21 protein-coding genes are annotated in these 22,753 nt (G+C 64.1%); 13 read left to right on the top strand and 8 right to left on the bottom strand.

Annotated features, from left to right (window positions below):
• The first annotated feature begins 32 nt into the window (after positions 1 to 32).
• Entirely contained in the window at positions 33 to 1,088 is a 1,056-nt protein-coding gene (locus XI09_RS40290) for a 2-oxoacid:ferredoxin oxidoreductase subunit beta (protein WP_271571858.1), read from the top strand.
• On the opposite strand, the gene XI09_RS40285 is transcribed toward XI09_RS40290, so the two are convergent.
• The 3 genes from XI09_RS40285 to XI09_RS40275 form a co-directional block, all read right to left on the bottom strand.
• Positions 1,089 to 1,535, bottom strand: a complete 447-nt coding sequence (locus tag XI09_RS40285; RefSeq protein WP_271571857.1) for a DUF4399 domain-containing protein — start codon at positions 1,533 to 1,535, stop codon at positions 1,089 to 1,091.
• Positions 1,536 to 1,552: 17 nt separating this feature from the next.
• Entirely contained in the window at positions 1,553 to 3,079 is a 1,527-nt protein-coding gene (locus tag XI09_RS40280; RefSeq protein ID WP_271571856.1) for an SUMF1/EgtB/PvdO family nonheme iron enzyme, read from the bottom strand.
• A gap of 256 nt (positions 3,080 to 3,335) precedes the next feature.
• Entirely contained in the window at positions 3,336 to 3,905 is a 570-nt protein-coding gene (locus tag XI09_RS40275; RefSeq protein ID WP_271571855.1) for an STM3941 family protein, read from the bottom strand.
• A gap of 207 nt (positions 3,906 to 4,112) precedes the next feature.
• Between XI09_RS40275 and XI09_RS40270 the strand changes: the two genes are divergently transcribed.
• The 6 genes from XI09_RS40270 to XI09_RS40245 all read left to right on the top strand — a co-directional run bounded on the left by XI09_RS40270 (position 4,113) and on the right by XI09_RS40245 (position 6,909).
• Positions 4,113 to 4,736 (top strand): hypothetical protein, encoded by a 624-nt coding sequence (locus XI09_RS40270; protein WP_271571854.1) that lies wholly within the window; start codon positions 4,113 to 4,115, stop codon positions 4,734 to 4,736.
• A 41-nt stretch (positions 4,737 to 4,777) separates the two neighbouring features.
• Positions 4,778 to 5,227 (top strand): DsrE family protein, encoded by a 450-nt coding sequence (locus XI09_RS40265; protein WP_271571853.1) that lies wholly within the window; start codon positions 4,778 to 4,780, stop codon positions 5,225 to 5,227.
• A 229-nt stretch (positions 5,228 to 5,456) separates the two neighbouring features.
• Positions 5,457 to 5,780 carry an ArsR/SmtB family transcription factor gene (locus XI09_RS40260; protein WP_080134163.1) on the top strand — a complete coding sequence of 108 codons (324 nt, stop codon included), beginning with the start codon at positions 5,457 to 5,459 and terminating at the stop codon, positions 5,778 to 5,780.
• A complete protein-coding gene (locus XI09_RS40255) occupies positions 5,777 to 6,208 on the top strand; it encodes an SRPBCC family protein (protein WP_271571852.1) in 432 nt (143 codons plus the stop codon). The genes XI09_RS40260 and XI09_RS40255 overlap by 4 nt, the downstream gene beginning before the upstream one ends.
• A 51-nt stretch (positions 6,209 to 6,259) precedes the next feature.
• Complete coding sequence (locus tag XI09_RS40250; RefSeq protein ID WP_271571851.1) at positions 6,260 to 6,472, top strand: hypothetical protein; 213 nt, start codon at positions 6,260 to 6,262, stop codon at positions 6,470 to 6,472.
• Positions 6,469 to 6,909, top strand: a complete 441-nt coding sequence (locus XI09_RS40245) for a DUF1801 domain-containing protein (RefSeq protein WP_271571850.1) — start codon at positions 6,469 to 6,471, stop codon at positions 6,907 to 6,909. Before XI09_RS40250 ends, XI09_RS40245 begins: the two co-directional genes overlap by 4 nt.
• Before the next feature lie 242 nt (positions 6,910 to 7,151).
• Here XI09_RS40245 and XI09_RS40240 read toward each other — a convergent pair whose 3' ends face one another.
• The 4 genes from XI09_RS40240 to XI09_RS40225 form a co-directional block, all read right to left on the bottom strand.
• Entirely contained in the window at positions 7,152 to 8,687 is a 1,536-nt protein-coding gene (locus XI09_RS40240) for a SpoVR family protein (protein ID WP_271571849.1), read from the bottom strand.
• Positions 8,684 to 9,961 (bottom strand): YeaH/YhbH family protein, encoded by a 1,278-nt coding sequence (locus tag XI09_RS40235; protein WP_271571913.1) that lies wholly within the window; start codon positions 9,959 to 9,961, stop codon positions 8,684 to 8,686. Before XI09_RS40235 ends, XI09_RS40240 begins: the two co-directional genes overlap by 4 nt.
• 19 nt (positions 9,962 to 9,980) lie before the next feature.
• Positions 9,981 to 11,924, bottom strand: a complete 1,944-nt coding sequence (locus tag XI09_RS40230) for a PrkA family serine protein kinase (protein WP_271571848.1) — start codon at positions 11,922 to 11,924, stop codon at positions 9,981 to 9,983.
• Positions 11,925 to 12,127: 203 nt separating this feature from the next.
• A complete protein-coding gene (locus XI09_RS40225) occupies positions 12,128 to 12,907 on the bottom strand; it encodes a hypothetical protein (RefSeq protein ID WP_271571912.1) in 780 nt (259 codons plus the stop codon).
• Positions 12,908 to 13,198: 291 nt separating this feature from the next.
• Between XI09_RS40225 and XI09_RS40220 the strand changes: the two genes are divergently transcribed.
• Genes XI09_RS40220 through XI09_RS40195 form a run of 6 tightly spaced genes read left to right on the top strand, consistent with a single transcriptional unit; the run spans position 13,199 to position 20,717 of the window.
• Positions 13,199 to 16,048, top strand: coding sequence for a bifunctional transaldolase/phosoglucose isomerase (locus XI09_RS40220; protein WP_271571847.1), 2,850 nt, complete (start codon positions 13,199 to 13,201; stop codon positions 16,046 to 16,048).
• A 13-nt stretch (positions 16,049 to 16,061) separates the two neighbouring features.
• Positions 16,062 to 17,060 carry a phosphogluconate dehydrogenase (NAD(+)-dependent, decarboxylating) gene (gene gnd, locus XI09_RS40215; RefSeq protein WP_271571846.1) on the top strand — a complete coding sequence of 333 codons (999 nt, stop codon included), beginning with the start codon at positions 16,062 to 16,064 and terminating at the stop codon, positions 17,058 to 17,060.
• Between the two features lie 27 nt (positions 17,061 to 17,087).
• Positions 17,088 to 18,599, top strand: a complete 1,512-nt coding sequence (gene zwf / locus XI09_RS40210) for a glucose-6-phosphate dehydrogenase (protein WP_271571911.1) — start codon at positions 17,088 to 17,090, stop codon at positions 18,597 to 18,599.
• A complete protein-coding gene (gene pgl, locus XI09_RS40205) occupies positions 18,599 to 19,348 on the top strand; it encodes a 6-phosphogluconolactonase (protein ID WP_271571910.1) in 750 nt (249 codons plus the stop codon). Before zwf ends, pgl begins: the two co-directional genes overlap by 1 nt.
• A complete protein-coding gene (locus XI09_RS40200; protein WP_271571845.1) occupies positions 19,335 to 19,880 on the top strand; it encodes a gluconokinase in 546 nt (181 codons plus the stop codon). The genes pgl and XI09_RS40200 overlap by 14 nt, the downstream gene beginning before the upstream one ends.
• Positions 19,881 to 19,904: 24 nt before the next feature.
• Positions 19,905 to 20,717 (top strand): HAD family hydrolase, encoded by an 813-nt coding sequence (locus XI09_RS40195; RefSeq protein WP_271571844.1) that lies wholly within the window; start codon positions 19,905 to 19,907, stop codon positions 20,715 to 20,717.
• 214 nt (positions 20,718 to 20,931) lie between these two features.
• On the opposite strand, the gene XI09_RS40190 is transcribed toward XI09_RS40195, so the two are convergent.
• Positions 20,932 to 22,737 (bottom strand): glycoside hydrolase family 15 protein, encoded by a 1,806-nt coding sequence (locus XI09_RS40190; RefSeq protein WP_271571843.1) that lies wholly within the window; start codon positions 22,735 to 22,737, stop codon positions 20,932 to 20,934.
• Between the last annotated feature and the right edge of the window lie 16 nt (positions 22,738 to 22,753).

Genomic DNA, 22,753 nt, shown 5'->3' with positions numbered 1-22,753 from the left:
GCCATGACGGGCTTGGGATCGCAGGTGCTGTCATGACCTATATTGCCAAGCCGAAATTCCATCATCCGGGCCTCAAGAAGAACGAGCTCGGCTACACGCATCGCGACTACGAGGGCAAGATCTCGACGCTGTGCGCCGGCTGCGGCCACGATTCGATCACGGCCTCGATCATCGAGGCCTGCTACGAGCTGTCGATCGAGCCGCACCGGGTGGCGAAGATCTCCGGCATCGGCTGCTCGTCGAAGACGCCGGACTATTTCCTCGGCAATTCGCACGGCTTCAACTCCGTGCACGGCCGCATGCCCTCGGTGCTGACCGGGGCCAACCTCGCCAACCGCGACCTGATCTATCTCGGCGTGTCCGGCGACGGCGATTCCGCCTCGATCGGCTTCGGCCAGTTCGCGCATTCGATCCGGCGCGGCGTCAACATGACCTATATCGTCGAGAACAATGGCGTCTACGGCCTCACCAAGGGACAGTTCTCGGCGACCGCCGACCGCGGCTCGAAGTCCAAGAAGGGCGTGACCAACACCGACAACGCCATCGACCTCGTCGCGATCGCGCTGCAACTGGGCGCTACCTTCGTGGCGCGCTCGTTCTCCGGCGACAAGACCCAGCTCGTGCCGCTGATCGCGGCTGCGATCGGCCACAAGGGCGCATCCTTCATCGACGTCATCAGCCCCTGCATCGCCTTCAACAACCATGCCGGCTCGACCAAGAGCTTCGACTATGTCCGCGAGCACAACGACGCGGTGAACCGGCTCGACGTGCTGGTCGGCCGCGATCCGATCGCCGTCGACTACGCGCCGGGCACGGTGCAATTGGTCGAGCAGCATGACGGCAGCAAGATCGCGCTGCGCAAGATCGACGCGGACTACGATCCGCATGACCGGCTCGGCGCCCAGACCTTCCTCGCGAGGCACGCCGCCAAGGGGCAGATCGTCACCGGCCTGCTCTATGTCGACCCTGATGCGGAAGACCTGCACGCGCATCTCAACACGGTCGAGACGCCGCTCAACACCCTGGAAGCGGACACGCTCTGCCCGGGCTCGGCGGCGCTGGACAAGTTCAACGCCAGCCTGCGGTGATCACTTGCCGCGCTGAGGCGGCGTCCTGACGCGCACGGTGATCTTCTCCGACACGACGGGCGGCTCGAACGGATAGTGCTTCGCGTCGCCCAGCACCAGTTGAAGGGTATGGGTCCCGGGCGGAAGCTCGAGAAATGTTTCGGTCTGCCCTGCCCCGAAATGCAGATGCGACTTGTCCTGCGGGATCGGCTCCTTCGGATCGATGGGGTCGCTGACGTCGACCAGCAAATGATGATGGCCGGCGTTCTGGTAGTCGTCGCCGGCATGCGTCACGCCCATGTTGCGCAAGCCGAACCGGACCAGGAAACCGGCGCGCACCTTTTGCCCGTCATACGGGGTGATGAAATAGACCTTTGCGTCCTTTGGAGCAGCCTTACCCTGCGAGAAGGCCACGCCCGGGAGCAATGCGAGCACCGCCGACAACGCCACGCAGCGAAGGATTTGCATCAAATCTACTCCTGCACTCAAGGACTGAGCGCGACACGGAACCCATGCGTCGGATAACGAACGTTGGTATCGTAGCCGTCGCGGTTGGATGGCCGCACGTATCTCGAATCGTTCTTCCAGGAGCCCGAGCGCAGGACGTGCGAACTGCAGTCCCCACCGCCCCATGCCGAACCGTCATTGGGCGCGCCCTGATAAGTCCTGTGCCAGCAATCGGCGACCCACTGATCGACGCCGCCGCCCATGTCGTAGAGTCCAAATGGATTGGGTTTGAAGCTACCGACTTTCGCCGGCTGCTCGGCGGCTGCGTCACCGCAATCCTTGCACCCGGCCACGCCCGGCTGGAGCTTGTCGCCCCACCAATATTTGGTCTGCGTTCCGCCGCGCGCCGCATATTCCCATTCCGCTTCGCTCGGAAGCCGGTACGGCTTCTTCGTCGCCTGCGCGAGCCAGCCCGCATATTGCTGTGCATCGGCCCAGCTCACATTCGTGACGGGGGCGTCGTCCTTCCCGATCGCTGTAAAGCCACACGCCCTTGCAGCGGCGCATTCGTTCCACTGCTGCACCGTCACAGGGTATTTGCCGATCGAGAATGGCTTGATCGCGACCTGGTGAACAGGGCGTTCGGTCGGATCATCATTGCTTCCCATCGTGAAGCTGCCGCCGCGAATGGCGATCATGTCGGGCTCGCTGGCGGGCGTCGGCGATTGGCTGGGCGTCGGTGCCGGCGGCGCAGGTGAAGCCAACGAGGGCGACGGTTGCGGCGTCGGCACGGCCGCTTCGCGCGCCGGGGGCTGCTGGGCAGGAGATGCGACCGGAGAGACGGTCGGCGTGGCGGCCTGCTCGCTTCCCTTGCCGGGCGGCTGCGCCAGAAGATACCAGAGCACGCCGGCGGCGCTGACCAGCAATGTCAAGCCGAGGAGAAAGATCAAGGTATTCTCGCGCCGGCCCCGCGTCCCGCCGACGGCATCTGCGTCGGGCAGCACGCGATAGATGCGTACGGGATCGGTGATGTTCTTCACCTTGCGGTCGCCAAGGGCCTCGTAGCCGCACACCACCTTGTGCTTGATCTGCTCGTAGATCGCGCCCGAGATGTAGACCTGACCGGGCTCGGCAATGCCCTCGATACGCGTGGCGATGTTGACGCCATCGCCGTAAACGTCGTCCGGCTCGATGATGACATCACCGAGATTGACGCCAATTCGGTACTCGATCCGGGAAGCCTTCGGAAGCGAGGCATTGCGGCCGATGAGATTCTGCTGGATGACGATGCTGCAACGAACGGCCTCAACAGGGCTGTCGAAAATCGCGATGAAGCCATCGCCCGTCGTCTTCACCAGGTTTCCATGGTGCTCGACGATGCTGGGTTCGACGAGGTCCCGCTCGATCCGCTTGACGCGGACATGCGTGCCTTCCTCGTCGGCCTGCATCAAGCGGCTGTAGGAAGCGATGTCACCGACAATGATTGCTGCGAGACGACGAGGCATTGCGCCGTGCGAAGGCGGCTCGTTCTGATTCCCGGATCTGAAGTTGCGAATTTCGCCCATTGCGCGGGGACTCCACAAACTTGCACAGGCAGCCCCAGCCTACGACTTCGAGAAGCAGTCGTCTGTGAAGGCTATCACACTGACAAACTGGAACAATGTCGAAGGAGTCGTCGACATCGAGTTCCAGGGAGCGAGGACCTTGAACCCTTCTGGTCCAACCAGCGACTAAAGCACCGCTCGGAACATCCAAGCCACGCGGTGCTTCTCTCTCAGGGCGACGAAGTCCGCCACTGGTTCAGCCAAGACACATCGGGCTTTAATGGACAGGCTCGGGCTCAGCTGCGGCGCGACCCGAATATGCCAACCGGCCGGCCGTCCAGTATTGCTTGCAGGTCTCGAACAGCGTTTCGCCGTCCATGGTCAGACCGCCCGTGACGAGCACGCCGTCCGCGCCAATGGGCTTGTTCAGCAGCGACAAGACGCGCTTCAGAAAGCCGCCTTCGAACCGCTCGGCAAGAAGAGGATCGACCTGAAGAACGACGATCTTCTGGCTGCGATACCGAAAGATCGATATGTCCCTCACCGATCTCCACGAGATGGTGTCATCGGCGATCCTGGTGTCGCGAATGCCGATACGGGTGATGAAGAGGACCGGCTCCCTGGCGGAGATCAACGTCCAGAGCGTCTTGCAGGTGGCCAGGCCGAAAAACACGATGCCGAAATAGCTGAGCGCGATCTGGATCGTGGCGATGTCCTTGCCATAGTGCCAGCTGAATGCGAGCGCGCCGCACAGCAGCGTCGCCAGCAGGCCGGCTCCCAGCAACTGGAACAGCCGCGCAAGGGAATAGCCGATCGCAAGGTTGGGCAAGTTCTGACTTATGGACATTTTGACCGCCACCAGTCATCTGCAACAACCAGGGGTTTACCAACACCCCTCCTTCCAAATTGTTAAAGCGGGAACCTTGCGCGAGGCTGCCCGCAAGGTGTGCGGCCAGGAACGCTTGAACGCAACGCTTTCCGCCCGCGACTAACCGCCAATCGGCCCTGATCGTCCCGCCGCGGGCCGTCAACGGTTCACGCGTTCGGTGCGATCATGAAGCTTGCCCTCATCCTGCCGCCTGCCCTTGCCGCATTCACCGGCGTCGCCCACGCCGATGAGGCCGATAAAGTCCGGGAAACCACGAAAGCCGAAGCCGACGCCTTCACGGCCCGTATCTATGCGGGGGCGCCGGGCGACAAGGCCTATGTCTGCTTCGTTCGTCGCTATGATGCCGAACATCTGGCGCGGCATCCCAAGCAGAAGGTCGCGTCGATGAAGCTGCTGATGTCCGCGGAGACCGACAAGGAGGACAAGCAGCTTCACAATTCCTTCCGCCTGGGCTTCCGCTATCGCCATCGCAGCGGCGATTTCGACTCCAGCGGGTCGTGTGGCAGCCACGCGGTGCTTCTCACTCAGGGCGACGAGGTGCGCCTCGGCTGCGGCGTCGACTGCGAAGGCGGCGGTATCGAAGTGGCGCTGTCCAAGGACAACAAGTCCGCCATCATTCGGCTCGAACAGGTCAGGGTCTGGCAGAACAACAAGCCGGATGACGAGGCCGAGCAATCGCTGGTCGCCGGCGCCGACGACAAGATTTTCCGCCTCGACCGCACCGACAACAGCGAGTGCGCCTCGCTGGTGACCGACCGCAAGGAACTCGCCGCGCTCCGCCACAGGTGATATGTGTCCGGCAACATCAGGCGCAGCCGAGGGAGATCGCCATGAACCGCCGGAACATCCTGTGGAGCACCGTCTCGGCCCTGGGCGCGGCGTTTGGCGCCTCCGGCGCCAAGGCTGCGACGGAAGCCGGCACAGGCAACAAGCTCAAGGTGGTCTATCATCTCAGCGACGCCGAGAAGGTCAATTTCGTGCTCGGCAACATCCAGAACCACATCGACGGCGTCGGCGGTCCTGATCACGTCACGATCGCGCTGGTGATCCACGGACCCGCGCTGAAGGCGTTTCACGGGGCGCAGGCCAACCCCGATGTCAGCAAGCGCGTCGGCGAGTTCTCCAAGGACGGCGTCGAGCTCGCCGCCTGCGGCAATACGATGAAGGCGCAGAACGTCACGCTGACGGATCTGCTGCCGGGCTTCGTCAGCGCGGAGAAAGGCGGCGTGGTCCGCCTGGCCGAGCTGCAATCGCAGGGCTATCTCTATCTGCGGCCTTGAGGCACTGCGGTTGTGGCGAAAGAGCTGCGCCCCTCTCCCGCTTGCGGGGGAGGGCTGGGGTGGGGTGTCTCCGCGTCGAGAACCCCCCAAGAGGTGAAAGCCCTCACCCGGCGCATTGCGCCGACCTCTCCCGCAAGCAAGCGAGAGAGGTTAAGCCCGCAAGCCGCTTGACTTATCCATAACTCTGCGGTTATGAGTACATCCATAACTGAATGGTTATGGAAATCGCATGTCCGCCGCCCACGATGTCCTGTTCAGGACGCTCGCCGATCCGACCCGGCGGGCGATCTTCGAGCGATTGTGCCGCGAGGGCGAGCAGACGGTCGGGGCACTGACGGCGCGGTCCGGCGTTTCCCAGCCGGCGGTCTCGAAACATCTCGGCGCGCTGAAGCAGGCCGGCCTCGTGCGCGACCGCCACGAGGGACGCCAGACTCATTACAGCGCGCAGCCCGGTGCGCTCAATCCGCTGGTCGACTGGACCAGCCAGATGGCCGGGTTCTGGCAGAACCGGCTCGACGCACTCGACGATCTCCTGAAGAGGATGGACCAATGAACGAACCCGCGGCTGAGACCCGCTCCGCCGTCATCGAGCGCGAATTTGCCTTTCCGGCCGAGCGGATCTGGCGCGCGCTGACACAGCCGCATCTGATCGAGGAATGGCTGATGAAGAACGACTTCAAGCCGTCGGTCGGCCATCGCTTCAATCTTCGCGGCGAATGGGGCGGCGTGCTGGACTGCGAGGTGCTCACCATCGAGCCGCAGAAGACGCTCGCCTACACCTGGAATTTCGCGCATGAGGACGCGGCATTCGACTTGCGAAGCGTCGTCACCTTCACGCTGACACCGACAAGTGCAGGCACGCATCTGCGCGTCGAGCAGGCGGGCTTCAGCCCGACGCAGAAACAGGCCTATGGCGGCGCGCATGCCGGCTGGAAGCAGTTTCTCACCAAGCTGGACGAGCTGCTGGCGCGGCCGGATTGAGCCCGGCGGCGCGCATCCATTCCGATCATTTCAGAGGAGGTCTCGTTGAACATGTGGATTCGACAAATCCATCGCTGGCTGTCCATCGCCTTCACACTCGCCGTCATCGCGAACATCGTCGCGATGACCATGCAGATCCAGGCGGTGTGGATCGGCTTCCTGGCGCTCGTCCCGCTGATCCCGCTGCTTGCGACCGGGCTGTACTTGTTTGCGCTGCCCTATCTTGACCGGCGCAGCGGCATGCAGCGCGAGGCGAGGTCATGAAGAAGGCGGTCGCGGTGAAGAAGACCAGCACGAAGGACACGGACGGGGCGTCGGCGTCCAAATTGATCGACGGCAGGATCAAGGAGCTCGGCGACTGGCGCGGCGAGATGCTCGGGCGGATTCGCGCCCTGATCAAGGACGCCGACCCCGACGTGGTCGAGGAATGGAAGTGGCGCGGCGTTCCCGTGTGGGAGCACGACGGCATCATCTGCACCGGCGAGACCTACAAGGCCGTCGTGAAGCTGACCTTTGCCAAGGGGGCGGCGCTGGACGACCCGGCCGGCCTGTTCAATTCCAGCCTCGACGGCAATGTGCGGCGCGCGATCGACATCCGCGAAGGCGAGAAAATCAACGAGAAAGCGCTGAAGGCGCTCATCCGCGCGGCCGTGGCCCTGAATACGTCCAAGGCCAGGAAGCCGGCCAAGCGTTCGACTTAGGTACGATGGCCACGCCCCAGTAGACGAGAGCACTTTAAGTCGACGTAAATTCCTGGTGGCCGCCAGAGCAAGCGCGACGACCGCGCCGCGGTCTCCTCAGAGGCTCAGCAGCATCTCTGCCTGTCGAAATTGGCGCCGCGCACGCCGTCCTCATCCTGAGGGCCCGCCAAAGGCGGGTGTCTCGAAGGATGGGCCGCGGGCGAGCTATTCGCCACGTTGATGCTCAAGAGTTACCGGCGGCCTCAGGCCGCTGCCGGGATCGGGCGCGGGCTCACGACATATTCGCGCAGGACCTTGTCGTTGGCATCGACCTCGATCAGCGCGACGTCGTAGGTCCAGAGGTCCGCGAGATGCTGGAGCACCCGCTTGGCGTCGGTCTCGTTGAGCTGTGCGCCCTTGATGACGTGGTGATGCAGGATCAGCCGGCGGTCGCCGGAGAGATCGACGTCGACCACCTCGATATTGGCGTCGATGTAGCCGACATCGTGCTGCCGCGCCAGCTCGCGCCGCACGCGGCGGAAGCCGCGCTCGTCGTGGATGGCATCGACGCGGATGCCGGCACGCTCCTCGGGGTCGTCGTGCAGATGGAACATGCGCAGCTGCCGCATCAGCTTCGGGCTCAGGAACTGGCCGATGAAGCTCTCGTCGCGGTAGTTGGCCCAGACGTCGCGCAGCACGCCCATCACGTCGTTCTTGCCGGCGATGTCAGGGAACCATTCGCGGTCCTCGTCCGACGGGCTGGTGACGATGCGCTCGATGTCCTGCATCATGGCGAAGCCGAGCGCATAGGGATTGAAGCCGGAGAAGCGCGGATCGTCGAATTCGGGCTGGAACACCACATTGGTGTGCGATCCCAGGAATTCGAGGAAGTTGCCGTCGGTGATGCGGCCCTGCTGGTGCAGCTTGGTCATGATGCGATAGTGGACGTAGGTCGCCGTCCCCTCGTTCATCACCTTGGTCTGGCTCTGCGGATAGAAATATTGCGCAATGTGGCGGACGATGCGCAGCAATTCGCGCTGCCAGGGTGCCAGCCGCGGCGCGCTCTTCTCCAGGAAGTAGAGCAGGTTTTCCTGCGGCAGGCCGAGCAGCTTGCGGCGCCGCTCGACGCTGAGCGCGGAGCGGCTCTTGCTCTTCCCTGCCGGCACGGTGCGCCAGAGGTCGTTGAAGACCTCTTCCTCGTGCTGGCGGCGGCGCCCCGCCCGCTTCTCCTCGGCGCGCAGGTCGAGCTTCTTCTTGCCCGGGTAGCGGTCGATGCCGTGCGACATCAGCGCGTGCGCGGCATCGAGCGTACGCTCGACCTCGGCGCGGCCGTAGCGCTCCTCGCATTGCATGACGTAGTTCTTGGCGAAATCGAGATAGTCCAGGATGCCGTCGGCGTCGGTCCACTGCTTGAACAGATAGTTGTTCTTGAAGAAGTGATTGTGGCCGAAGGCGGCGTGCGCGATCACCAGCGTCTGCATCGTCGCCGTGTTCTCCTCCATCAGGTAGGAGATGCAGGGCGAGGAGTTGATCACGATCTCATAGGCGAGGCCCATCAGGCCCTTGCGGTAGGACGCCTCGTGATAGGCGAAGTGCTTGCCGAAGGACCAGTGCTTGTAGAACAGGGGCATGCCGACCGACGAGTAGGCATCCAGCATCTGCTCGGCGGTGATGACCTCGATCTGGTTCGGATAGACGTCGAGACCGAGATCGTTCGTCGCCACCTCCTCGCAAGCGTCGGTAATGCGCTGCAAGGTGTGGAAATCCCAATCCGCGCCTTCGAACAATCTTTCCGTCATGGAGCGGCTTTCTCCTGAGAGGTTTCGCGGCGCTGGAACAGGTCGTGGAACACCGGAAAGATCTCGCTGCGCTCGCTGACCTTGCGCATCGAGAGCGATGCGCCGCTGTTGCGCAGGCGCTCATACAGGGTCCAGAGCGAGGAGTCGGAGAGATCGAAGGCGCTGCCGCCGGACTCCCCGACTTCGAGATAGGCAAAGAACTGGCAGATCGGGAGGATCTTGTCGGTCAGCAGCATGCCGGTGAGCTCGCCGTCGGAATAGGAATTGTCGCCGTCGGAAGCCTGGGCGGCATAGATGTTCCAGTCCGACGGATTGAAGCGCTCGCGCACGATATCGTGCATCGCCTGGAGCGCGCTGGAGACCAGCGTGCCGCCCGAAGCCGGACCGTAGAAGAAGGTCTGCTCGTCGACCTCCTCGGCGCGGTCGGTGTGGCGGATGAAGACGATCTCGACATGCTTGTAGCGGCGCTTCAAGAACACATAGAGCAGCATGTAGAACCGCTTGGCGAGATCCTTCATGTGCTCGGACATCGAGCCGGAGACGTCCATCAGGCAGAACATCACGGCCTGCGCGACCGGCTTGGGCACCGTCTCGAAGCGGCGATAGCGGATGTCCAGCGGATCGATGAAGGGAATGCGCTTGGACTTCGCTTTCAGTCTTTCGAGCAGAGCGAGAAGTTCCGTGCGCTCATCCTCATCGGTGGACGCAGCGATCGCGGCTTCCAGCTCCTCGATCTCCTCCTTACGGGGGCGCTTGAGCGCGATACGGCGCGCAAGCGCGAGCCGGACAGTCCGGCTGACCGATATGTTGGCGGGCGAACCGGACGTGGTGTAGCCGGCGCGCTGGATGCCCTCGCTCTCGGTTTGCGCGATCTTGCGCTTGGCGAGATCGGGCAGCTCGAGATCGTCGAGAAAGAGATCGACGAATTCGTCGCGGCTGAGCACGAAGCGGAAGGCGTCCTCGCTGTCGCCCTCGCCGGGACCGGAATCCTTGGCGCTGCCCTGGCCGGAGCGCTGGAGATAATCGCCCTCGACGAACTTCTTGTTCCCGGGCAGCACCATGTCCCGCGTTCCGCCTTCACGGCGGAAACGCGGCTCGTGCATGCCGTCGAGCGGGATCGTGACCTCACCACCCTCCAGGACGTCCTTGATGTCGCGTTCCTGCGAGGTCTTCTTGACGGCGCCCTGCACCAGGGATTTGGCCCGACGCAAGAACCGCTGGCGGTTCTCAAGACTCTTGCCGCCTGGATTCAGGCGCCTGTCAATAATGTGAATGGCCACTTTCTCATCCGCCTCAACCGGCTTGCTTCACACGCATGTACCATTCGACCAGTCGGCGAACCTGACGCTCGGTGTAGCCGCGCTCCACCATGCGTGCGACGAACTCGCCGTGCTTCTTCTCCGTCTCGCCGTCCTTCTTCGACCCGAACGAGATGACCGGAAGCAGGTCCTCGACCTGGGAGAATATCCGCTTTTCGATCACATCGCGAATCTTCTCGTAGGAGGTCCAGGCCGGATTCTTGCCGGCATTCTGTGCTCTGGCCCGTAACGAGAACTTGACCACCTCGTTCCGGAAATCCTTCGGGTTGGCGATGCCGGCCGGCTTCTCGATCTTGGTCAGCTCCTGATTTAAGAGCTCGCGATCGAGCAACTGGCCGGTGTCGGGATCCTTGAAGTCCTGGTCCTCGATCCAGGCGTCGGCGTAGTCGACGTAGCGGTCGAACAGATTCTGGCCGTAATCCGAGTAGGACTCGAGATAAGCCTTCTGGATCTCGTTGCCGATGAACTCGGCATAGCGCGGCGCCAGATCCGCCTTGATGAATTCGAGGTAGCGCTTCTCGACTTCCTCGGGCAGCTGCTCGCGGCGAATCGACTGCTCCAGCGCGTACATCAGATGCACGGCGTCGGCGGCGACCTCCTGCGGATCGTGGTTGAAGGTCGCAGCCAGGATCTTGAAGGCGAAGCGGGTGGAGACGCCATCCATGCCCTCGTCGACACCGGCAGCATCGCGATATTCCTGGACGCTGCGCGCCTTGGGATCGGATTCCTTCAGGCTCTCGCCATCATACACCCGCATCTTGCCAAACAGCGTGGAATTCTCGTGCTTGCGCAGCCGCGACATCACTGAGAACCGTGCCATCGTTTCCAGCGTCGACGGCGCGCAAGGTGCCGAGGCAAGCTCGGAGCCCTGGATCAGCTTTTCATAGATCTTCTGCTCTTCGGTGACCCGCAGGACATAGGGCACCTTGATCACGCAGATGCGGTCGATGAAGGCCTCGTTGTTCTTGTTGGCCTTGAAGCTCGACCACTCCGCCTCGTTGGAGTGCGCGAGGATGATGCCGGTGAAGGGAATCGCACCGATGTTCTCGGTGCCAATGTAGTTGCCCTCCTGCGTCGCGGTCAGCAGCGGGTGCAACATCTTGATCGGGGCCTTGAACATCTCGACGAACTCGAGGATGCCCTGGTTGGCGCGGTTGAGACCGCCCGAATAGCTGTAGGCGTCGGGATCGTTCTGGGCGTAGGTCTCGAGCTTGCGGATGTCGACCTTGCCGACCAGCGACGAGATGTCCTGGTTGTTCTCGTCACCGGGCTCGGTCTTGGCGATCGCGATCTGGCGCAGCCGTGACGGCTGGATCTTGGCGACGCGGAATTGCGAGATGTCGCCGCCGAAGGCTTCGAGCCGCTTGTAGCACCACGGGCTCATCAACCCGGTGAGACGCCGGCGCGGAATGCCGTACTTCTCCTCCAGCATCGGCCCGAGCTGATCGGGATCGAACAGGCTGAGCGGGCTCTCGAACACGGGCGAGAGTTCGTCGCCGGCCTTGAGCACGTAGATCGGCTGCACTTCCATCAGCGACTTCAGCCGCTCGGCCAGCGAGGATTTGCCGCCACCGACCGGGCCAAGCAGATAGAGGATCTGCTTGCGCTCTTCGAGGCCTTGCGCGGCGTGACGGAAGAAACCGACGATGCGCTCGATGGTTTCTTCCATGCCGTAGAAGCCAGCAAAGGCCGGATAGGTGCGGATGGTGCGGTTCAAAAAAATACGGCCAAGGCGGGAATCCTTGGCCGTGTCAATCGTCTGGGGTTCGCCGATCGCTGCTAGCAGTCGTTCGGCCGCGTTCGCGTATTTCATGGGATCGCTTCGACACGATTCCAGATATTCCGCCATCGACATGTCGTGCTGGCTTCTCGCCTCGAACGACCGAGCGAAAGCGTTGAACAGAGAATCGTTGTACATGATCCCTCTCCGCGTGAGTTCCGCTACAAGCTGAAACGAAAGCAGTTACCGGACCGTTCCTCAGGCCATTTCGAATCAGCGTGAGCACATGACGATCATTGGACACCCGGGGGCCGACTCCACGCAACGCACAACGTAGGCAACCAGGTGAGTTACGAACAGGCACCTGCCTGTTATTTATGCGAATCTATGTATATTTTCGCTCATTTCCAGCAAATGTCACTCGGCCGCAACATCCGGGCATTACCGGGGATCAAGCCTATCCGGCGGTGCAGCATAGCCGTCAGCCGGCGGCAGCTTTGTGACGCTTGTACGGCCAAGCCTTGTGAGACCGAACCTGAGTCTGGCGCACCTTGATCGCGGTCCCGCCGCAATGCGGTGCGTGAGTAGCTGGCAGCATGACAGTCACGGCAGGCGCGCAGCAATGTGTCAAAATCGGTCGCCAGCCCGTCGGGGCGAATGACGATGCGGTCGTCCTGCGCGCCGCGCGACGTCGATCGGATCCCGGCGCGGATACGGGCGAGCTGCCGCTGCAAGGCCCGCGTCGGCGCCGGCAAGATCATCCTGTGGCCGCGCCGCTCCCCGGTCGAAACCTCCGCAATCGACTCCCGCAGCAGAAATTCATTGCCGATGCGACGATCGCGAATGCCATGGGGGGTGACGATCACCACCGGCCCGCGTTCGGCGGGGAGCATCCAGATCAGCCGGCTTGTGACCAGGCCGAACAGCGCGACGCCGGCATAGCCGACCGTCGTGTCGTAGTCGCCGAGGCCGTCCCACCAGTCGAAGGCAAGGCTGGCGCTGAGCAGGGTCATCGCAAAGCCCGACGCGACCAGCAGCCGCAGATACGTCGCGCATGGGTTGGTTTCGAGATCGTGGGCCGCGTCGATGCTTACGGCCGGCGCGACCGATTGCGGACCGCCGGCAACGGCGAGCGGTGGGCCGTCGGGATGCGCGTGCATGCTTTCCCCCAGCATGGTCATTCGCAACCGGGCGGCGAAGCATCTGGCGGATCGGAATCCGCTGATGGCACTCTTGTGCAGCGGCCGGCAGACGTTACGCAACAAGACCTCGGCCGAACCTCTCCGGCCAACGACTTTTCACGCAACAAAGCCACAGCCGCCTGGATCGCCATGATCGCGACGGAGTTACACCGAGGGTATGACGCCTATACCCTTGATTGGTTCCCTCCCGGGAGCATGTTAGCTAGAGGATAGCGCGTCAGGACCGGCGCGGAAACCCCTCGCCCGCAGGCTTGGAGATAAATAAGCATCATGAATCCCGTCAAAGAACTGGAAAAGCACGGACAGGCCGTCTGGCTGGACTTCCTGGCCCGTGGCTTCATCGCCAAGGGCGACCTCAAGCGGCTGATCGACACCGACGGCGTCAAGGGCGTCACCTCCAATCCGTCGATCTTCGAGAAGGCGATCGGCAGTTCGGACGAGTACGACGCTCCGATCGGCAAGGCGCTGAAGCGCGGCGACCGGAGCGTGGCCGACCTGTTCGAAACCGTCGCGGTGGAGGACATCCAGAATGCCGCCGACGTGCTGCGCCCGGTCTATGACCGCCTCAAGGGGGGCGACGGCTATGTCAGCCTGGAGGTCTCGCCCTATCTCGCGATGGACACCGCCGGCACGGTCGCCGAGGCGCGGCGGCTCTGGAAGGACGTCAACCGCAAGAATCTGATGGTGAAGGTGCCGGCGACACCGGAAGGCCTGCCGGCGATTGAGACGCTCATCGGCGAGGGCATCAGCATCAACATCACGCTACTGTTCTCCAGGGACGTCTACCTCCAGGTCGCGGAGGCCTACCTCGCCGGTCTCGAAAAGTACGTCGCCGGCGGCGGCGATCCGTCGCATGTCGCGAGCGTCGCGAGCTTCTTCGTCAGCCGCATCGATTCGGTGGTCGACAAGCAGCTCGACGAGAAGATCGCGCGCGCCAACGATCCCAGCGAGAAGGAACGGCTCGCCGCGCTCAAGGGCAAGGTCGCCATCGCCAACGCCAAGGTCGCCTACCAGGATTACAAGCGCCTGTTCTCCGGTCCCCGCTGGGAGAAGCTCGCCGCCAGGGGCGCCAAGCCGCAGCGCATGCTGTGGGCCTCGACCGGCACCAAGAACAAGGATTACAGCGACGTCCTCTATGTCGAGGAGCTGATCGGCCCCGACACCATCAACACCGTGCCGCCGGCGACGCTGGATGCGTTCCGCGACCACGGCAAGCCGCGCGACAGCCTGGAAGAGAATGTCGACGAGGCAAGGCGCGTGCTGGAAGAGCTGGAGCGCTCCGGCGTCTCGCTCGACGCGATCACCGAAGAGCTGGTCAAGGACGGCGTCAAGCTGTTCGCCGACGCCGCTGACAAGCTCTACGGCGCCGTCGCCCACAAGCGCGCCACCGTGCTCGGGCCCGCGCTCGACCGCCAGCAGCTCTCGCTCGGCGACGGGCTCGGCAAGGCGGTGGCCAAGAGCACCGAGGAATGGCGGGCGTCGGCCAAGATCCGCAGGCTGTGGCAGCGCGACAAGTCGGTCTGGACCGGGGCCGACGAGGACAAATGGCTCGGCTGGCTCGACAGCGCCGCCAAGGCCGACGTCGCCGACTACGAGGACTATGCCAGCCGCGTGAAGGGCCAGAAATTCTCCGATGCGGTCGTGCTCGGCATGGGCGGATCGAGCCTCGGGCCCGAGGTGCTGGCCGAGACCTTTGCGCGAAAGTCAGGCTTCCCGAAGCTGCATGTGCTCGATTCCACCGATCCCACCCAGGTGCGGGCGATGGAAGCGAAGATCGACATCGCCAACACGGTGTTCATCGTGTCCAGCAAGTCCGGCGGCACCACCGAGCCGAACGCGATGAAGGACTATTTCCACGAGCGTGTCGCGCAAGCCGTCGGGCCGAAGGTGAAGACCGGCCATCGCTTCATCGCGGTGACCGATCCCGGCTCGTCGCTGGAGAAGTCGGCCAAGAAGTTGAACTACGCCCGCATCTTCCATGGCGAGCCCTCGATCGGCGGCCGCTATTCGGTGCTCTCGCCGTTCGGCCTGGTGCCGGCGGCGACCGCGGGCGTCGACGTCAAGACCTTCGTCAAGCATGCGCTTGCGATGGCCCGCTCCTGCGGGCCGGACGTGCCGCCAAGTGAGAATCCCGGCGTGCAGCTCGGCCTTGCCATGGGCCTCGCCGGCCTCGAAGGCCGCGACAAGGTGACGATCCTGTCGTCGAAGAAGATCGCCGATTTCGGCGCCTGGGCCGAGCAGCTGATCGCGGAATCGACCGGCAAGGAAGGCAAGGGCCTGATCCCGATCGACGGCGAGCCGCTGGGCGACCCCGCGGCTTACGGCAACGACCGCTTCTTCATCGACATCCGCACCGAAGGCGAGGCGGACGCCGCCCATGACGAGAAGCTTGCCGCGATCGAAGCGGCCGGCCATCCCGTGGTGCGCATCGTCATGAAGTCGATCGACCATCTCGGCCAGGAGTTCTTCCGCTTCGAGATGGCAACGGCGGTGGCAGGCAGCATCCTCGGCATCAACCCGTTCGACCAGCCGGACGTGGAAGCGGCCAAGATCAAGACCCGCGAGCTCACCGCGTCGTTCGAGAAGACCGGCGCGCTGCCGGCGGAGCAGCCGGTGGTCAGCACCGACGAGGCCGATCTCTACACCGACGAGGCCAACGCCACGGCGCTGCGCGCCGCCGGCGCCAACGGCGACCTCACCTCTTGGCTGAAGGCGCATCTGTCCCGCTCCAATCATGGCGACTATGTCGCCCTGCTCGGCTACATCGCGCGCGACAAGACCACCATCGACGCACTTCAGGCGATGCGGCTCGAAGTGCGCGAGAAACGCCATGTCGCGACCTGCGCCGAGTTCGGGCCGCGCTTCCTGCACTCCACGGGGCAAGCCTACAAGGGCGGGCCGGACAGCGGCGTGTTCCTCCAGATCACCGCCGACGATGCCAAGGACCTGGCCGTGCCGGGCCAGAAGGCCAGCTTCGGCGTGATCAAGGCGGCGCAGGCGCGCGGCGATTTCGACGTGCTCACCGAGCGCGGGCGGCGCGCATTGCGCGTCCACCTGAAGGGCGGGCTCAAGAAAGGTCTCGCGGCGCTCAATGCGGCGCTTAACGACGCGCTGAATTAAGGGAATTTCTCAGATGCAACTCGGCATGATCGGCCTCGGCCGGATGGGCGGCAACATCGTTCGCCGGCTGATGCGCCACGGCCATTCGACCGTGGTCTATGACAAGGACGCCAAGGCCGTCGCCGGCCTTGCCGCAGACGGCGCGGTAGGCTCGGCGACGCTGGAGGAGTTCGTCGCGAAGCTCGAGCGGCCGCGCACCGCCTGGGTGATGCTGCCTGCGGGGCGCATCACCGAGACGACGATCGACACGATCGCGGGCGTGATGCAGGAAGGCGACGTCATCATCGACGGCGGCAACACCTTCTGGCAGGACGACGTCCGCCGCGCCAAGGCGCTGAAGGCGCGCGGCATCCACTATGTCGACGTCGGCACCTCTGGCGGCGTCTGGGGTCTCGACCGCGGCTATTGCATGATGATCGGCGGCGAGAAGCAGGTGGTCGACCGGCTCGATCCGATCTTCGCCGCGCTCGCGCCCGGTGCCGGCGACATTCCGCGCACGGAGGGACGTGAGGGGCGCGATCCCCGCATCGAGCAGGGCTACATCCACGCCGGCCCCGTCGGCGCCGGCCACTTCGTCAAGATGATCCACAACGGCATCGAATACGGCCTGATGCAGGCCTATGCCGAAGGGTTCGACATCCTCAAGAACGCCAACATCGATGCCTTGCCGGCGGATCATCGCTACGATTTCGACCTCGCCGACATTGCCGAGGTGTGGCGGCGCGGCAGCGTGATCCCGTCCTGGCTGCTCGACCTCACCTCGACCGCGCTCGCCGACAGCCCGGCATTGGCGGAATATTCCGGCTTCGTCGAGGATTCCGGCGAAGGCCGCTGGACCGTGAATGCGGCGATCGACGAGGCGGTGCCGGCCGAGGTCCTGACCGCGGCGCTCTACACACGTTTCCGTTCCCGCAAGGAACACACCTTTGCCGAAAAAATTCTTTCCGCGATGCGCGCGGGTTTCGGCGGCCACAAGGAGCCGAAGCAGCCGGGCGCTTCGAAGCCCAAGTAAGAGCAACAACGCGAAGGCCAATTGTTCGTGACAAAAGACCCGCAAGCCAAGCGCAAGCCGGAAAATTGCGCCTTCGTTATCTTTGGTGTCACCGGTGACCTCACTCATCGCCTTGTGATGCCCTCGCTGTACAATCTCGCCGCCGAGCACCTGTTACCGGAAAAGTTCTGTGTCGTCGGCGTGGCCCGCAAGGGCCAGTCGGATGACGAGCTGCGCGACAGCCTGTTGAAGGGCCTGCGCCAGTTCGCGACGCGGCCCGTGGACGACGATATCGCCCAGAAGCTGCTGCAATGCCTAACCTTCGTCGAAGCTGACCCGAAGGACCCGCCGTCCTTCGACCGCCTGCGCGAGCATCTGGATTCGCTGGAATGCGCGCAGGACACCGGCGGCAACCGGCTGTTCTATCTGGCAACGCCGCCCGCCGCGTTCGCGCCGACCGCGCGCGAGCTCGGCCGCACCGGTATGATGAAGGAGAACGGCGCCTGGCGGCGCCTCGTGATCGAAAAACCGTTCGGCACCGACCTCGCTTCGGCACGCGCGCTGAATGCCGAGCTGCTGAAGATCATGGACGAGCACCAGATCTACCGGATCGATCACTATCTCGGCAAGGAGACGGTGCAGAACATCCTGGTGCTGCGTTTTGCCAACGGCATGTTCGAGCCGATCTGGAATCGCAACCACATCGACCACATCCAGATCACGGTGGAGGAGAAGCTCGGCGTCGGCCATCGCGGCGGCTTCTACGACGCCACCGGCGCGCTGCGCGACATGGTGCCGAACCACCTGTTCCAGTTGATGTCGCTGGTCGCGATGGAGCCGCCTGCCCGGTTCGACGCGCATTCCGTACGCTCCGAGAAGGCCGACGTGCTGACGTCGATCCAGCAGCCAAGCCGGGAAGAGGCGCTGAAGAATTCGGTCCGCGCGCAATATCTGGCAGGCCGCATTGGCGACGACGAGATCACGGACTATCGCAAGGCCGCGGACGTCAAGCCCGGCAGCACCACCGAGACCTTTGTCGCCCTCAAGCTGATGATCGACAATTGGCGCTGGGCCGGCGTGCCGTTTTACTTGCGCACCGGCAAGGCGCTCGGCCACAAGCGCACCGAAGTCGCCATCAAGTTCAAGCAGGCGCCGCTGTCGATGTTTTCGGGCACGGACGTCGACCGCCTGTCGCAGAATTTCCTCACCATCGGCATTGCACCGACCGAGACCATCGAGCTGCAGTTCAATGCCAAGATCCCGGGGCCGAGCATCACCATCGACGGCGTCGAGATGAAGTTCCGCTACGGCGACTATTTCCGCGTCGATCCCTCGACCGGCTACGAGACGCTGATCTACGACTGCATGATCGGCGACAACATCCTGTTCCAGCGCGCCGACGGCATCGAGGCGGGATGGCAGGCGGTGCAGCCGTTCCTGGACGCCTGGAAGAGCGAGGGCACCAACGGCATCGAGACCTATGAAGCCGGCAGCGACGGCCCCGCCTGCGCCGACGAACTGCTCCGGCGCGACGGACGAAGCTGGCGGAAGTTTTCGTGATGGCGGCGGCCGGCCAGCCGGAGCTGATCGTCGCAGCCGACGCCGGGGCCCTTGCGCAAGCCGCGGCCGAACGGGTGATGGCGCGGATTGCGGCCAACGCGGGGCGAATCGCGATCTGCCTCACCGGCGGCTCCAGCCCGAAGAAGCTCTATCAGCTGCTCGGCGGCGATGCCTGGCGCGGAAAAATCCCGTGGGATCGCGTGCACTGGTTCATCGGCGACGAGCGCTTCGTGCCTGAGAGCGATCCCCTCAACAACATGGCGGTCGCGCGCGCGATCTTTCTCGATCGCAACGCGCCGTCCGGTCACATCCACCCGATCCCGACCGCGGCCGAAAGCCCGGACCAAAGCGCCGAGACCTATGCGCGCGAGCTGCAAGCCTTCTACGGTTCGGAAAGCCTTGATCCGGCCCGGCCGCTGTTCGACCTGGTTCTGATGGGCGCCGGCCCGGACGGTCACACCGCTTCGCTGTTTCCCGGCTCTCCCGAAATCGAGGAAATGCAGCGTTGGGTCGTCGGGGTGCCCAAGGCCAATGTGGCCCCCTTCGTGCCGCGGGTGTCGCTCACCCTGCCCGTCCTTGCGTCCTGCCGCGAAATGCTGTTCGAGATTGCGGGACATGACAAGCAGCCGATCTTGACGCGCCTCCTCAATGGCGAGACTCTGCCGGCTGTACGCGCGCGCTCGAATGGTGAGACCGTCTGGCTGGTCGACCAGGCCGCGCTTCCGGAGGAAATTCGTGGCGGGCGTTGAAGCTCCTTGTGCGTTGATCGTGATGGGCGTGTCGGGCTCGGGCAAGAGCACGGTTGCGGAGGCGCTCGGCGAGCGGCTCGGCTGGCGCTTCGAGGACGGCGACAGCTTTCATCCCGCCAGCAATGTCGAGAAGATGCGGGCCGGCCACCCGCTTACCGACGAGGACCGCTGGCCATGGCTCAACGCTATCGCCGACGAGATCGCGCGGGTCTGCGAAAAGGGCGAGCACGTCATCATCGCCTGCTCGGCGCTGAAGCACACCTATCGGGACGTGCTGCTGCGGGGGCGCGACGACGTCCGCTTCGTCTTCCTGAAGGGCACGAAGGAGCTGATCGCCGAACGGCTCGCGCACCGCAAGGGCCATTTCATGCCGCCCGAGCTGCTGACCAGCCAGTTCAACACGCTGGAAGCCCCGGAGGCGAGCGAGCACGTCATCACCGTCTCGATCGACGAAACCGTCGAGGCGATCGTGGACGGTGTCGTGCGGCAATTGAAACTGGGCGGCGCAATACCCAAGGTCATGAAAACCTAAGGCCGTGAAACCCAAGGTCCTGCCATGACGCAAATCTCTCTCGTGGTGTCCGACGTCGACGGCACGCTGCTGACCAAGGACAAGACGCTGACCGACCGCGCGAGGTTCGCGGTGCAGCGGCTGCACCAGGCCGGCATCGGCTTCACCATCACCTCCAGCCGTCCCGCCATCGGCATGCGCTTCCTGATCGAGCCGCTGGCGCTGTGGCTGCCAGTCGGCCCGTTCAACGGCTCCTCGATCGTCGACCCCGAGATGAAGCCGGTCGAGCAGCACCTCATCCCCGCAGCCGCCGCCGAACGGTGCTTGCAGATCCTCCGGGAGTTCGGCGCCGACATCTGGCTGTTCACCACCGACAAATGGCTGATCGACAACCCCAGCGGCAAATACGTCGCCCATGAGCAGCATACGATCCGCTCCGACCCGACCATCGTGACGGATTTCTCGCCGTACCTTGCGAGCGCCTGCAAGATCGTCGGCGCCAGCGCCGACGCCGCCGGGCTCGAGCGTTGCGAGAAGGCGATGCAGGAGGCGCTCGGCAGCGCGGCGACCGCGGTGCGCTCGCAGACCTATTATCTCGACATCACCCCGCCCGGCTTCAACAAGGGCACCTTCGTCGAGGCCATGGCGAGGCGCCTCGACATTACGACCGACGCGGTCGCCACCATCGGCGACATGCAGAACGACCTCGCGATGTTCCGCGTCAGCGGCGTCTCGATCGCCATGGGTAATGCCACGGACAACGTCAAGGACCAGGCCACCCACGTTACCGCAACCAACGAGCAGGACGGTTTTGCCGAGGCGATGGAGATGATTTTGAAATGGAATGGGGTTGGCTAGGGCTTGATGGCCTCAAATATCTCCGCCGGTCGAGGTTCACCTCTCCCCGACGGGGAGAGGTCGGATTGCGAAGCAATCCGGGTGAGGGGCCGCCGCATCCAGTAAGACTGTGACCCCTCACCCGGATCGCATCTTCGATGCGATCCGACCTCTCCCTACGGGAGAGGTGAAGTGCGTTCCTCGCTGCATCGGTGCAATATCCATTCGTTGCGCCTTACTTCGACCGCTGCACCGCCGGCTTCTCACTCTCCTGCCTTGCCGCCGACAGATTGTGCGCGGTGTTGATCAGCGCGATGTGGGTCAGCGCCTGCGGGAAATTGCCGGTCTGGCGACCCGCCACGGCGTCGTATTCCTCGGCCAACAGCCCGACGTCGTTGGCAAGGGCGGCCACACGGTCGAACAGCGCCTGCGCCATGCCGAGATTGCCTGACAGCACATGGGCATCGGCGAGCCAGAGGCTGCAGGCCAGGAACGCGCCCTCGATCGGCTGCTTTTCCCCGGACACCTCGCGCGGATCGTGCCGCAGCACGAAGCCGTCGCGCATGATGTGCTTCTCGACGGCCGCGATGGTGCCGCGGATGCGCGGGTCCTCCGCCGGCAGGAAGCCGACCGCCGGCAGCAGCAGCACGCTGGCGTCGAGCAGCTTTGAGCCGTAGGACGCGACGAAGGCGTTTTCCTCCGCGTCGAAACCATTGTTGCAGACGTCGCGATGAATGGCCTCGCGCAGCGCGCGCCAATGCAGCAGCGGCGCCTTGAAGCCGAAGGTCTCGGCGCTCTTGATGCCGCGGTCGAAGGCGACCCAGGTCATCACCTTGGAGAAGACGTAGTGCTTCGGCTCGCCGCGCCGCTCCCAGATGCCGTGGTCGGGCCGGTCCCAGACCTCGGCGAGATGATTGAGCACCGCGCATTCCAGCGCCCAGGTTGCCTCGTCATCGAGCTTGAGCCTGGCCATGCGCGACTGGTGGAATGCGTCGATCAGCTCGCCGTAGACGTCGAGCTGGAGCTGAGCATGCGCGGCATTGCCGACGCGGACCGGCTGGGCGCCCTCATAGCCGTCGAGCCAGCCCGCCTCCCATTCCAAGAGCCGGCGCTGGCCCCAGATGCCGTACATGATCTGCATGTTCGCCGGCGAGCCGGCGGCGGCGCGCAAGAGCCAATTGTGCCAGGCCAAGGCTTCCTCGGTGTAGCCCGAATTCATCAGCGCCAGCAGCGTGAAGGTGGCATCGCGCAGCCAGCAGAAGCGGTAGTCCCAGTTCCTGCTGCCGCCGAGCTTCTCGGGCAACGAGGTCGTGGGCGCCGCGACGATGCCGCCGGTCGGGCCGAAGGTCAGCGCCTTCAGCGTGATCAGCGAGCGCATGATGAGATCTTGATACTCGCCGTCCCGCGTGCAGCGGCTGCACCAGTCCTGCCAGAATTTTTCGGTCTCCTGGAGCGCGATCTCCGGATCGATCGGCTCGGGCGGATCGAGGTGCGAGGGGCCGTAGGTCAGCACGAACGGCACCGTCTCGCCGGCCTTCACCTCGAATTCGGCAACCGTCGTCAGGTCCTCGCCGCGGGTCTCGACCGGCGTGCGCAGCACCGTCATGTCCTGGCCGGCGACCGCCAGCAGCGAGCCGTCCTTGCAGCGGCGCACCCAGGGAATATCAATGCCAAAGCCGAAGCGGATCACGAGCTCCATCCGCAGCTTCACCGTGCCGCTGACGCCGCGCACCAGCCGCACGATGTCGGACGCCTTGCCGCGCGGCGGCATGAAGTCGATCAAGGCGACGGTGCCGCTCCTGGTCTCAAACAGCGTTTCGAGGATGAGGGTATGACCGAGATAGCGGCGCGAGATGCCGGTGACGTCTTCGGCCGGCGCGACCAGCCAGCGGCCGTTCTTGCGCGTGCCGACGATCGCGGCAAAACAGGCATCTGAATCGAAGGCGGGCCAGCACAGCCAGTCGATCGAGCCGTTGCGCCCGACCAGCGCCGCGGTCTCGCAGTCGCCGATCAGCGCATAGTCCTCGATCCTCTGAGACAATGTTGTACGAGCCTTG

Source organism: Bradyrhizobium sp. CCBAU 11386 (genome assembly GCF_028128955.1).
Classification (GTDB): domain Bacteria; phylum Pseudomonadota; class Alphaproteobacteria; order Rhizobiales; family Xanthobacteraceae; genus Bradyrhizobium.
This window is presented reverse-complemented; position numbering and strand designations above follow the sequence as displayed.